The following is a 12,017-nucleotide window of genomic DNA, read 5'->3' as shown; positions in this document are numbered from 1 at the left end:
CGGACCCAACAAGCAGGACGTGAGGAAAATGCAGCCCAATCTCAAATTCACGCGCGCCGAATATGCGGAGCGGCTGGCCAAGACCCGCCGCGCCATGGAGGCGAAGGGCGTCGATCTGCTGATCTGCTCCGACCCGTCCAACATGGCCTGGCTGACGGGCTATGACGGCTGGTCGTTCTATGTGCATCAGGCGGTCCTGGTGCCGCCGGATGGCGAGCCGGTCTGGTTCGGGCGCGGGCAGGACGCCAATGGCGCCAAGCGCACGGCCTATCTGGCGCATGACAACATCGTGCCTTACGCCGACAATTACGTCCAATCCACCGAGCGCCACCCGATGGACTACCTCTCGAAGGTCCTGGCGGACCGGGGATGGGGCAGCCTCACCATCGGCGTCGAGATGGACAATTACTATTTCTCGGCCGCCGCCTTTGCCTCGCTGCAGAAGCATCTGCCCAATGCCCGCTTCGTCGATGCGACCGCGCTGGTCAACTGGCAGCGCGCGGTGAAGAGCGCGACCGAGATCGACTACATGCGCAAGGCCGCCCGCATCGTCGAGGCGATGCATGCGCGCATCGTCGACAAGGTCGAGCCGGGCATGCGCAAGTGCGACCTCGTCGCCGAGATCTATGACGCCGGCATTCGCGGCACGAAGGAATTTGGCGGCGACTATCCCGCCATCGTGCCGCTGCTGCCCTCGGGCGCGGATGCCTCGGCGCCGCACCTGACCTGGGACGACAAGCCGATGCAGCTCGGCGAGGGCACGTTCTTCGAGATCGCCGGCTGCTACAATCGCTATCACGTGCCGCTGTCGCGCACGGTCTTCCTCGGCAAGCCGACCCAGGCCTTCCTCGACGCCGAAAAGGCGACGCTGGAAGGCATGGAGGCGGGGCTCGCCGCTGCCCGGCCCGGCAACACCTGCGAGGATATCGCCAACGCCTTTTTCGCCGTGCTGAAGAGCTACGGCATCGTCAAGGACAACCGCACCGGCTATCCGATCGGCCTGTCCTATCCGCCGGATTGGGGCGAGCGCACCATGAGCCTTCGCCCCGGCGACAAGACCGAACTGAAGCCGGGCATGACGTTCCACTTCATGACCGGGCTTTGGCTGGAGACGATGGGTCTCGAGATCACGGAATCCATCCTGATCACCGAGACCGGCGTCGAGTGCCTGGCCAACGTGCCGCGCAAGCTGGTTGTGAAAGGCTGATCATGGCCCATGAGACCCGGCCGTCGCCGATTGCGCCCAGCGTCGATTTCGACAGGGACGGCATCCAGCATGGCCACCTTCGCCTGCCGCACAGCCGCGACGACTCGGCCTGGGGCTCCGTCATGATCCCGATCTGCGTGGTGAAGAACGGGGCAGGGCCGACGGCCCTGCTGACCGGGGCGAACCATGGCGACGAATATGAGGGGCCGCTGGCGCTGTTCGACCTGGCGCGGCGGCTCGATCCCAAGCACGTTTCCGGCACGGTGATCATCGTGCCGGCGATGAACTATCCGGCTTTCCGCGCCGGCACGCGTACCTCGCCGATCGACAAGGGCAATCTGAACCGCGCCTTCCCCGGCCGGCCGGACGGGACAGTGACGCAGAAGATCGCCGATTATTTCCAGCGCGAGCTGCTGCCCCGCGCGGACCTGGTGCTCGACTTCCACTCCGGCGGCCGGACGCTCGACTTCCTGCCCTGGTGCGCCGCGCATGTGTTGCCCGACAAGGCGCAGGAAAAGGCCTCGTTCGACGCTGTCGAGGCCTTCGCCGCGCCCTGGTCGGTCAAGATGCTGGAGATCGACACGGTCGGCATGTACGACACCGCCGCCGAGGAAATGGGAAAGATCTTCGTCACCACCGAGCTCGGCGGCGGCGGCACATCGACGGCCGCCAGCGTGCGCATCGCCCGGCGCGGCGTCGCCAATGTGCTGCGCCATGCGGGCATCCTCGCCGGCGAAATAGAGAAGGCGGAGACCACCTGGCTCGACATGCCGGATGGCTGCTTCTGCTTCGCCGAAACGGATGGCCTTATCGAGACGATGGTCGATCTCGGCGAGCCGGTCGTGGCGGGCCAGGTCGTGGCGCGGATCCATCCGGTCGGCGGCACGGGTTTCGCGCCGCAGGAGATCCGGTCGGGTCTTTCCGGGCTGCTCGCCGCGCGGCATTTCCCCGGGCTGGTGCAGGCCGGCGACTGCGTCTCCGTCATGGCGGTCCGGCTCGATTGAGCCACCCGGCCGCCGGGCGGCACCCTTGTGAAGCGGCGTCAGCTTCCGGCGGGAGATGGCTGTCCTGGTCGGGGCATTCGCCTTCCGTCTTTGGCCGGTCATGAAGGCAACGGCCTTGCCGTCCTCCGGCCTGTCGCTGACCGCCCTGCTTGCGGGTGCCGTCATCATCGGCCTTTCGCCGATCTTCGTGCGCCTGTCGGAACTCGGGCCGATGTCGACGGCCTTCTGGCGCGTCGGGCTCGCCTTGTTGCCGCTGCTGGCCTGGCGGGCGTCCGGCCCCGCGGCATCGCAGGCCAGCCAGAATCCGCGCTCGCTCCGCGATGTCGCCGCCCTGGCCCTGCCGGGCGTGCTGCTGGCCGGCGATCTCCTGGCCTGGCACATCTCGATCCACATCACCTCGGTGGCCAACGCCACGCTGCTGGCCAATCTGGCGCCGATCTTCGTTGTCCTCGGAAACTGGCTGCTGTTCCGGGTCGCCGTGACGCGGATGTTCCTGATCGGCCTGGCACTCTCCCTCCTCGGGGTCGCGGTGCTCAGTCGCGGCGGGGCAGCGAGCGGCGAAAGCCACGTCGGCGGCGATGCCCTGGCCTTCCTCGCCGCCGCTTTCTATGCCGGCTATTTCCTCGCCCTCTCGCGCCTGCGCAGCCGCTACTCGACGCTGACGACGTTGTTGTGGTCGTCCGGTGCTGCCGCCCTCTGCATCCTGCCGGTGGCACCTGTCTTCGAGCCGGCTCTCTGGCCGTGGACGATCTATGGCTGGGCGATCGTGCTGGGGCTCGCCTGGATCTGCCATGTCGGAGGGCAGGGGCTGATCATCTATGCGCTGGCTCTGCTGCCAGCGTCGTTCTCGTCGCTCACGCTCCTCATCCAACCGGTGGTCGCGGCCTGCGTGGCATGGCTGGTGCTGAACGAGCCGCTGGGTGGCCTACAGGCGCTCGGCGGCGCGATCGTGGTAGCGGGTATCCTCCTGGCCAGGAGAGGCTGACCCTTTTGAGGGAGGGCGGCTCTGCCTCACTTCTCGAAGGGATAGATGACCTTCCAGTCGTCCTTCATGTCGACGACGGTCCAGCCGCGCTTGGGGGCTTCGTCGAGCGCCTTGTCGAGCTTGCCGATGCGCGAATCCCGGTCATAGGCCCATTCGCGCTTGGCGTCGGTGTGGTGGATGATCATGCCGAAGCGCGGGCCGTTGTTGAGCGTCGTCCATTGCAGCATCTCGAGGTCGCCATCGGAATTGCCGGCGGCGAAGACCGGGCGCTTGCCGATGAAGCGGTTGATGCCGACCGGTTTGCCGGGGCCGTCATCGACGAATTCGATCGCCGGCAGCTTGAGGATCTCAGCCGTGTCGCCGTCGAGCTTGAATTCGGTCTTACCGGAGGAGCCGACGACCTGGTTGGGCGGGATGCCATAGACGCCCTCGGTCCAGGGCCGCATGAACTCGACGCCACCGCCCGAAACGATGAAGGTCTGGTAGCCATTGGCCCGCAGATAGGCGAGCAGTTCCAGCATCGGCTGAAACACGAGCTCCGTGTAGGGCTTGTCGAAGCGCGGGTGACGCGCCGTCCTTGTCCATTCGACGACGGAAGCCGCGAAATCCTCCACCGACATGCCCGAGGAGGTCGCAGCTAATAGCTCCATGATGCCTTTTTCGCCGCCGGCCAGCAGCGTCTTGCTGTCGCCTTCCAGCACCGCCTGGAAGGGCTGCGTGTTCTTCCATTGCGGATGGTCCCCCGCCATCGCCTTGACGCGGTCCAGCACGAAGGCGAGCTGGAAATAGAGGGGCTGCTCGGACCACAGCGTGCCGTCATTGTCGAAGGTGGCGATGCGGTCCCCCGCCGCGATGAAATCGGGACCGGGCGTCGTCGTGCGCGTCACGAAATCGACGATGGCGGTCTTGGTCTTGCCATCGTTCCAGGAGGGAAGCGGGTCGGCCTGTGCTGTCGCCGGCAGAAGGGCGGCAAAGGCGAGGGAAGCCGCGAGGCCGAGCTGGATCAGGGCCCGCCGGGTGAGGGCGAGGGCCGGCGTCACGGCCGGGCCTCCTCGCGGCTGGAAGGTGCGCCATCGAACGGCATGCGCCGGACGCAGCGGAAGCCGACATGACTGGTCGAGGTGTCGATCGCCTCGGCATGACGGGCGGCCGGGCGATAGCGGCGGCAATAGTTCGGCGCGCAGAGATGCGAGCCGCCCTTCAGCACCTTGCGTGGAATGCGGATCGCCGGCATGCGCGGGTCGTAGCTGGCGTCGACCGGGCCGCCGCGTGGGTTTTCCGGCACGCAGCAGGCTTTCGGCGCATCGGCGGGATGGCGCGTCGACCACCAGTCGCCCGTCCACTCCCAGACATTGCCGATCATGTCGTAGAGGCCGTAGCCATTGGGCGGGTAGGCGCCAACGGGCGAGGTGCGCAGATAGCCGTCGGTCATCAGGTTTTCGGAAGGAAACTGGCCCTGCCAGGTGTTGGCCATCTCGCGCCCGTCCGGATTGAACTCGTCGCCCCAGGCATATTCGGCGCCCTCCAGCCCGCCGCGCGCCGCGAATTCCCATTCCGCCTCGGTCGGCAGTTCCTTGCCGGCCCAGCGCGCATAGGCCTCGGCGTCCGAATAGGCGACATGCACGACCGGATGGTCGTCCAGCCCCTTGATCGAGCTGCCGGGGCCGGCTGGCCGGCGCCAGTTGGCGCGGAAGCGGAACGCCCACCATTGCGACCAGTCGCGGGTGTCGACGGGAGGGCTGGGCGGCGTGAACACCAGCGAGCCGGCCTTCAGCATATGCGGCAGGGCGCCGGGATAGTTCTTCGGGTCCGGCGGAATCTCCGCGAAGGTGACATGGCCGGTCGCGTCGACAAAGGCGCGGAACTGCGCGTTGGTCACCGGCGTCGGATCGATGAAGAAGCCGTCCACCGTGACGCGGTGCGTCGGCTTCTCCTCCGGATAGTGGTTGTCCGACCCCATGCGGAACGTGCCGCCGGGAATATAGACCATGCCGGAGACGGATGGATGTGCCGGCTGACTGGGCCTCGCCGTCGCAATGGTGTTCATTGGCTTGCCCCGGCGCACAAGACGGGCCCGGCCCAGGCTTTCGGGGATGCTGCGATCCCTCGGGAGATCTTCATGACCCTCTCCTGCGTTTCCAGAATGAGGCGGCGGTCGCATTGCATGGATGTGTCGCGACGACAGAGAACTGGGCTGCGTGATAGGTCCGTGAATTGGCTATGACGGGTTCGGGACCGTGATCGTCTCGCCACCCGAATGCTTCCGTATGGCAGTCGGATTCCCGGAGTATTCCAAGTCGCCGTAGAAGGCGCCTCAGCCGTGAACCTGTCTCTCCATCCTGCCACCGTTGCCGGGCCGTTGACAATGCTGACGTAGGGGATTACTCGGATTCTGGCGCAATCGGGATTTCCGAGGGCCTGCTGTCTACTTCGGCCTGTGCGTCTTACAGCGCCGCGTAGATCGCGGCCGCTTGGGCTCGAGAGCTTACCTCGAGCTTCTTCAGGATTTCGATCACGTGGTAGTCGATCGAGCGCTTTGACTGCGAGACGATCACGGCGATCTCGACGTTCGATTTGCCGTTCGCCATCCATTTGAGAATTTCGCGCTGCAGCGAGGACAGCGCGCGAAACTTGGCGCTCGCGCCGGATTCCTGGCCGGACGCCAGGCCGACGGCGGCGGCCTTGGCCCTGGCCATCATGGCGACGATCGAGACGGCATGCGTCACGTCCTTGTCGTGCTTGCGGTCGGCCAAGGAAAGCAGGGTCAGCGCGCCGAGCTTGTCCGGGCTTCCCGGCAACGGGACCGTCAGGCCGCCGAAAACTCCAACGTGTTTTATGTATTCATAATAGTCGGGGTGGCCGTTCTGATTCCAACTCGGCGCCTGCCAGTAGAGCGGATCGGTGCCCGTCGCGGCATAGTCGAGCAGGGGATCGCGCTCCGCCCAGCCATCGCCAGCATAGGCGACCAGATCGTCGTAGGACCAAATGGTCAAGGTCGGCTCGGTCATGAATTCGCGCTTGGCGCTCTTCTCGAACGCGATATTGAAACTGTCGAATCCCAGCGACTGTACCGCCGCATAGAGAGCTGCCCTTAACTCTTCCTTGTCACCTGCGCCGGAAATTCCGGCAACAGCTCTTGAGGTCAAGTGAAGTAAGCTCAAGCAGTGCCTCCTTGCTATCTTATTTCAGTTTTTGAAGTATTTTTGGTTCCTGCGCAGTGCGTGAAGAATACAACCTGGCGCCTATCAGGGCAACCTGGGATTGGCAACTGTTTATCCAGTCGGTTGATCTGAAGGGCTTGGTCTGGCTAGATTTGGAGCCAAGACTAGCAGTGTTCCGTAGCGGCATTCTTTCTGCATTTGATGCTGGGCGTGTTGTTTCCCGCTCAAATGCGGCTCGTCGCGTTCCGGGCGGTGCGACCTCGGTTGTGGATATCCTAAGCGCTTGGCGCTGGCTGTGGTGGGCGGTACATTGCAACCGCACCGCGACGGGGCGGACGGCGTCGGCGCCATCTCGCCGTCGCCGGATAGGGGCATGATGGGATTGCGGAGACGGATCGGCAGCCTTGGCTTGGACGATCGGCCCGTACGGAATGGGTACTGCCTGAGGAGGCCCTGACGTGACTTCCGACCCCGTGGCGGCCGCAGGCCGGCGTCATGCCTCTCGGCCCGGCGGGCAGCCGCTTCCCGCGTCGCATCCCAGGCGGCGCGAACTTCTTTTCAATCTGACTGCATGCGGAGAACAGTGCTGAGATGTGCACGTCCCTCGGTTACAAGGATGCCAGCGGCAAGGTCTATTTCGGCCGGACGCTCGAACTCACGGTCGATCTGCCCTACCAGGTCACCTATTTCCCGCCGGGCTACGAGACCATCTCGGAGGTCGACGGCAAGGCATCGCTTACCTACGCCGCCCGCTTCGGCGTCCTCGCGGTCGCCATGCCCTGTCGCGTGCCGACGCCCGAGGCGCCGATCGGCCTTGCCGATCTCAAGGTGCTTGAGGGCCTCAACGATCAGGGCCTGACCTTCAGTCTGCTGTCCTATCCGACGGCGGCCGGCGCGCAGAAATCGGCGGATATCACCCAATCCGTGCTTTCGGCCTCCGATCTTGGCAGCTGGGCGCTCGGCCAGTTCGCCTCGGTGGCCGAGGTCAAGGCGGCGCTGGAAAAGCAGCCGATCGAGCTGCAGCCGCTCGCCCTGCTCGGTGGCGTCGTCTCGCCGTTCCATTACGTCGTGCATGACGCGACCGGCGCGTCGCTGGTGATCGAGTTCGACCATGGCGTCATGTCGGTCTACGACAACCCGGTCGGCGTCATGACCAATGGACCGAAGTTCAGCTGGCACCTGACCAATCTCGACAATTACACCTTCATCACCAATGTCGATCAATCCTCCGCCACCTTCGGAAGCTACCAGGCCCGGCAGCCGGATTCCGGCATCGCCACGGCCGGATTGCCGGCCTCCAATACCTCGGTCGGCCGCTTCGTTCGCGCCGTTTTCTACGCCCAGTTCGCGGAGAGGGCGGCCACGCCTGACCTCGCGGTCAAGACGCTCGCCCATGTGATGAACAATTTCGACCGGCCGCGGGGCGTTTCCATCGATTATCCGGCGCAGGGCGGCGGCCATATGGAGGTCGAGGGCCTGCAGGAGAAGGCCGATGCGCCCTACGCGACGGAGTTCACCTGCTGGACCAGCCTCTCCGACCTGGATCGCAAGATCTTCTTCGTGCGGGACTATCGCAGCCTCAATTTCACGGCCATTGATCTGAAAGCGCTCGCCGACGTGAAGGCGCCGCTCGTGCTGCCGCTCCAGAAGCTGGAAGGCATCGCCTCTGACGCGACGGCGATGCTGATGGCGCCGCCAAAGGCCGCCTGAGCGCGGCTATCCGCCAAACCAAACCACGCCCTGCGACCCTCGCGTCGGGGGGCGTGGTTTCTACCGCCTGGAGCGGGCTGCGGCACCTGTCACGCGATGCCTGCGAGCCGACGGTCGCTCTGAGGTCGGATGCCGCGGCTCCCGAGGCTGACCGTTCGCCGGATTCGGGCCTATGATTGCCCTTCCATCCCGGCGATGGGCGGCGGCAGTTCTTGTAGAGGTGAGCCATGGCGGATACGGAAATCGGAGCGACGGCGACCGAGGGCGAGATCGGCATCCTTCAGCGTCGGCGCATCGAAGCGGCGATCATCGCGCCGATCTATGCCGGCATGGTGCGGGAAATCGGCGAGGCACGGGCGCAGGCCATTCTCGACACCGCGATCAGCCAGGCGGCGATCGATGCCGGCCGCGCCTTTGCCGAGCGGACCGAGGGCGGCACCAGCCTTCGTACCTTCCAGGACCTGCTGTCGCTCTGGACCCAGGACGATGCCCTGGAGATCGAGGTGTTGCGGGCGACGGACACCCAGTTCGATTACAATGTCCGTCGCTGCCGCTATGCCGAGACCTATCGCGAGATGGGCCTGGGGACGATCGGCCATCTGCTGTCGTGCAATCGCGATGGCGTGTTCTGCCAGGGCTACGACCCGCGCATCGCCTTTCAGCGCACGCAGACGCTGATGGAAGGCGCCGAGCATTGCGACTTCCGCTACACCTTCGATCCGGACGGCCCGGCCGAGCCATCCGGATAACGGGCTATCGCCTCGGGGTCAGCGGTTGACGTCGACCAGCGTGCGGCCGCGAACCTTGCCTTCGAGGATGTCGGCCGCGACTCGCGTCACGTCGGCGAGGCCGATCTCCTGCAGGGTCGTTTCCAGCTTGCCGAGGTCCAGATCGGTTGCCAGCCGGCTCCAGGCGATCTGGCGGACAGACTGCGGCGCATTGACGGAATCGATGCCGGCCAGCGTCACGTTTCGCAGGATGAACGGATGCATGGCGGCGGGAAGCTCCATGCTGTCGGCAAGTCCGCAGGCGGTCACCGTGCCGCGATAGTCGGTCTGCGCCAGCACGTTGGCAAGCGTATGTCCGCCGCAGCTGTCGATGGCGCCGGCCCATTTCGGCGCGGCGATCGGCGCGCCGGGGGCCGAAAGCGTGGCCCGGTCGAGGATCTCCGTGGCGCCGAGCCGCTTCAGATAGTCCGCCTCCTGCAGGCGGCCGGTTGAGGCGATGACGCGGTAGCCGAGCTTGGAAAGCAGCGCCACCGAGATCGAGCCGACCCCGCCGGAGGCGCCCGTCACCAGCACCGGACCGCGATCGGGCGTGATGCCGCCATGCTCCAGCGCCAGCACGCTCAGCATCGCCGTGTAGCCCGCGGTGCCGATCGCCATCGCCTCCTTCGCGGAAATGGTATCGGGCAGCTTCACAAGCCATTCGGCAGGCACGCGGGCGCGCTGCGCATAGCCGCCATGATGCGTCATGCTTAGCTCGAAGCCGTTCAGCACGACCCGGTCGCCGGGCTTGAAGCCGGGATTGCGCGAGCTCTCGACCGTGCCGGCGAGGTCGATGCCCGGGATCAGCGGGAATTTTCGGATGATCGCGCCGCGGCCCGTGACGGCCAGCCCGTCCTTGTAATTGACGGTGGAATAATCGACGGCGACGGTGACGTCGCCATCCATCAGCTGGTCGTCTTCGAGGCCGACAAGGGCGACGGAAACCGCGTCGCCCGTCTTCGTCGCCCAGAGCCCGTTGAAAGTCATGTGTCGCTCCGATGCATGCAATGGCCACCGACAGGTGGCGGCTGCGGCACCGGATCGCAAGGGGGCCTTAGTGTCCGTGCGCGCCGACGAGGCGGCGTCAGGCCGGGTAGCGGCGCTCGGCCGGACGGATCCGGCCGGCATTGCCGAGTTCGACGATGTAGCCAAAGTCCTTCTCGGTATCGAGATAGTAGTGCTCGTCCTCGTCGATCCGGCCGCTCTGGATCACCGGATAGCCTTTCCGGGTGAAGGTCTCGACCGCCTTCTGGCAATCCGCGTAGAACAGCTTGATGTGGTGCAGGCCTTCGCCGTGCTTTTCGAGATGCTCGTCATAGATGCTGTAGCCGGTCAGCGGCTGCATCAGTTCGAGCTGGGTGTCGCCGCTCCAGGCGACCGCGATCAGGCAGGTGTGCGTCGCCGGCTTGCCGCGATAGAAATAGTTCTGAACCTTGCCGGGTTCGAACTGGTAGATGTCCCAGGGGCCGATCTTGAAGATGTCCCAGTGACGCTTCATCGCCGCTTCGAGATCGCGGACGACATAGGCGACCTGCATCGTGCCGCCTTCGGTGAAGGTTCTCATGCTCCGTCCCTCCCGTCACGAGCCCCGTCTCTTGCGGATGGGGTCTCGATCGCAACCGGCCCGTGCCGGATGACGTCAGCTAGGCATCGGGACGATCCTGGGTCAAGCTGTCGTCAGGCCTGGAAGTGGCTCAGTTGGCCTTGTGGGCGGGGCGGGCGCGGGGCAGGGGAGCGGCGGCTGCGTCGACGGGCGCATCCATCCGGCAGCAGCCGGGCGCATCGGAGCGGATGCCATCATCGGTCGAGGCGATGCGAATGGCGGCTGGCAGCTTGTGAGCGGCGGAAAGCCGTGCCTGCGAGGGCGTCGCGAAGGCTATGGCCGTCGCATCCTTGGCGAAGCGCGACGACGACGCGCTGGCCAGCGCCAATTCCGGCTGGGCGAGGGTCTGCTCGGCATAGTCGGGCCGGATGACCTTCGAAGGCGGCAGGATCGCGGTCGCGTAGAGCAGCCCGCGAACCGGGGCCGCGGCCGATCCCTTGGTTTCCTTGCCGTCGGCATCCTGGCTGGTCGCGACCTGCACCGACGTGGCGGGCCGGGGACGCGGCAGGATCGGCGGGACGATGGCCGCCATCTCGACGACAGGGGCGGCGACGACGGGCTTGCGCAGGGGGACGGGCGCCATGGCCGTCGCGACGGCGACCGAGGCTGCGTCCGCCTCGGCGGCGATATCGGGCTTGGCGCCCTCGGCCAGCACCAGCTTTGCCGTCGGCGCCTTCTGCGCCGCCGGCGTTGCGGCGACCGGGGCGGCGAGCGCCAGCATGGACTTGTTCGACGGGCGGGTGACGATCTTGCCGGCGACCAGCACCGGCGTCGTGCCCATCGGAACCTTGATCAGTTTCGACAGCAAGCGCTTGCGCTTCGCCTCGTAGTAATAGCCGCTCTTGTAGAGGCTGTGGGCGCGGGCGGCGTTGCCGCCGGCGACGATATAGGCATTGGCCAGATAGGCGCCGCCATAGATCAGGTTGGTTTCCGCGTCGAGAAGGCCGGTGGGCGAACCCTGGTAGCCGAGGCCCTGGGCGGTGTTATGCCGGATCTGCATCAGGCCCCAATAGGGACCGTTGCGCGCCGCGGGATTGAAAGTGCTTTCGGTGCGGACCACTTTTCGCAGCAGGTCGACCGGCACGTTGTAGGTCTTGGCGTAATAGGCGATGCGGGCCTCGATGAGCTCGCGCGACGTGCTGTCATCAGCAAGGGCCACGGCCGGGAGCAGCAGTCCCAGCGACAGGCCGATCAGGCCACGCATCCACCCGGAAAGGGCAGGCTGGATGCGGCGGGATCGCGAGCGCATCGGGTTTGATAGTCGGATCAAGGAGGCTCCAAGCCTGGTTAATCGTTCGATAAAACTCTCACGCCAAGGCCGATGAGGCAACCCACCTCCCGAAATGCGTGCGATCGGCTCGCTTGGCGCAGCTGCACTTGCCTTCAAAGAACGGCAATTTGTGGCTTTTCCAAGAAGCGGAAGGAATCCGTTAAGCATGACGAGTCCGCCATCTGGCGCCGGAGCCCGGCGGGCCGGACCGCCTTGCCGGCAAAGCTCATTGCCGGCCTGCGCTTGTGCCGTCGCTGCTTGCTGCTACACTCAGCCCCAACAAGGCACGCGATGAGCTGCGCGCCGGGCT

At 65.7% G+C, this 12,017-nt stretch carries 11 protein-coding genes; 5 read left to right on the top strand and 6 right to left on the bottom strand.

Translation table 11 applies throughout. The features are described 5' to 3' along the window. The first annotated feature begins 28 nt into the window (after positions 1-28). The 3 genes from doeA to ABIE08_RS07140 all read left to right on the top strand — a co-directional run bounded on the left by doeA (position 29) and on the right by ABIE08_RS07140 (position 3,196). Positions 29-1,207: an ectoine hydrolase DoeA gene (doeA, locus tag ABIE08_RS07150; RefSeq protein ID WP_354549847.1), complete on the top strand. Its 1,179-nt coding sequence runs from the start codon at positions 29-31 to the stop codon at positions 1,205-1,207. 2 nt (positions 1,208-1,209) lie between these two features. Continuing rightward, complete coding sequence (gene doeB / locus ABIE08_RS07145) at positions 1,210-2,211, top strand: N(2)-acetyl-L-2,4-diaminobutanoate deacetylase DoeB (RefSeq protein WP_354549845.1); 1,002 nt, start codon at positions 1,210-1,212, stop codon at positions 2,209-2,211. 100 nt (positions 2,212-2,311) lie between these two features. Continuing rightward, on the top strand, positions 2,312-3,196 hold the full coding sequence (locus ABIE08_RS07140; RefSeq protein ID WP_354551611.1) for a DMT family transporter: 885 nt from the start codon (positions 2,312-2,314) through the stop codon (positions 3,194-3,196). Positions 3,197-3,222: 26 nt separating this feature from the next. Here ABIE08_RS07140 and ABIE08_RS07135 read toward each other — a convergent pair whose 3' ends face one another. The 3 genes from ABIE08_RS07135 to ABIE08_RS07125 form a co-directional block, all read right to left on the bottom strand. Further along, positions 3,223-4,236, bottom strand: coding sequence for an HAD family hydrolase (locus tag ABIE08_RS07135; RefSeq protein WP_354549843.1), 1,014 nt, complete (start codon positions 4,234-4,236; stop codon positions 3,223-3,225). Next, positions 4,233-5,243 (bottom strand): formylglycine-generating enzyme family protein, encoded by a 1,011-nt coding sequence (locus ABIE08_RS07130; protein ID WP_354549841.1) that lies wholly within the window; start codon positions 5,241-5,243, stop codon positions 4,233-4,235. Before ABIE08_RS07130 ends, ABIE08_RS07135 begins: the two co-directional genes overlap by 4 nt. 397 nt (positions 5,244-5,640) lie before the next feature. Continuing rightward, entirely contained in the window at positions 5,641-6,357 is a 717-nt protein-coding gene (locus ABIE08_RS07125) for a helix-turn-helix transcriptional regulator (protein ID WP_354549839.1), read from the bottom strand. 591 nt (positions 6,358-6,948) lie between these two features. Between ABIE08_RS07125 and ABIE08_RS07120 the strand changes: the two genes are divergently transcribed. Both ABIE08_RS07120 and ABIE08_RS07115 read left to right on the top strand, forming a co-directional pair. Then, the gene (locus ABIE08_RS07120; protein ID WP_354549837.1) at positions 6,949-8,067 is read left to right on the top strand and encodes a linear amide C-N hydrolase; all 1,119 of its coding nucleotides are present in this window, start codon (positions 6,949-6,951) and stop codon (positions 8,065-8,067) included. Positions 8,068-8,294: 227 nt separating this feature from the next. Further along, on the top strand, positions 8,295-8,816 hold the full coding sequence (locus ABIE08_RS07115) for an L-2-amino-thiazoline-4-carboxylic acid hydrolase (protein WP_354549835.1): 522 nt from the start codon (positions 8,295-8,297) through the stop codon (positions 8,814-8,816). A gap of 18 nt (positions 8,817-8,834) precedes the next feature. Here ABIE08_RS07115 and acuI read toward each other — a convergent pair whose 3' ends face one another. The 3 genes from acuI to ABIE08_RS07100 all read right to left on the bottom strand — a co-directional run bounded on the left by acuI (position 8,835) and on the right by ABIE08_RS07100 (position 11,707). After that, the gene (acuI, locus tag ABIE08_RS07110; RefSeq protein WP_354549834.1) at positions 8,835-9,821 is read right to left on the bottom strand and encodes an acrylyl-CoA reductase (NADPH); all 987 of its coding nucleotides are present in this window, start codon (positions 9,819-9,821) and stop codon (positions 8,835-8,837) included. A 97-nt stretch (positions 9,822-9,918) separates the two neighbouring features. Then, positions 9,919-10,398, bottom strand: a complete 480-nt coding sequence (locus tag ABIE08_RS07105) for a VOC family protein (protein WP_354549832.1) — start codon at positions 10,396-10,398, stop codon at positions 9,919-9,921. A gap of 130 nt (positions 10,399-10,528) precedes the next feature. Further along, entirely contained in the window at positions 10,529-11,707 is a 1,179-nt protein-coding gene (locus ABIE08_RS07100; protein WP_354549830.1) for a transglycosylase SLT domain-containing protein, read from the bottom strand. Positions 11,708-12,017 lie beyond the last annotated feature (310 nt).

Origin of the sequence: Kaistia defluvii, from assembly GCF_040548815.1 — a bacterium.
GTDB classification, from domain to species: Bacteria; Pseudomonadota; Alphaproteobacteria; order Rhizobiales; family Kaistiaceae; genus Kaistia; species Kaistia defluvii_A.
The sequence above is the reverse complement of the archived record's forward strand: the minus strand, read 5'-3'. Positions and strand labels throughout refer to the sequence as shown.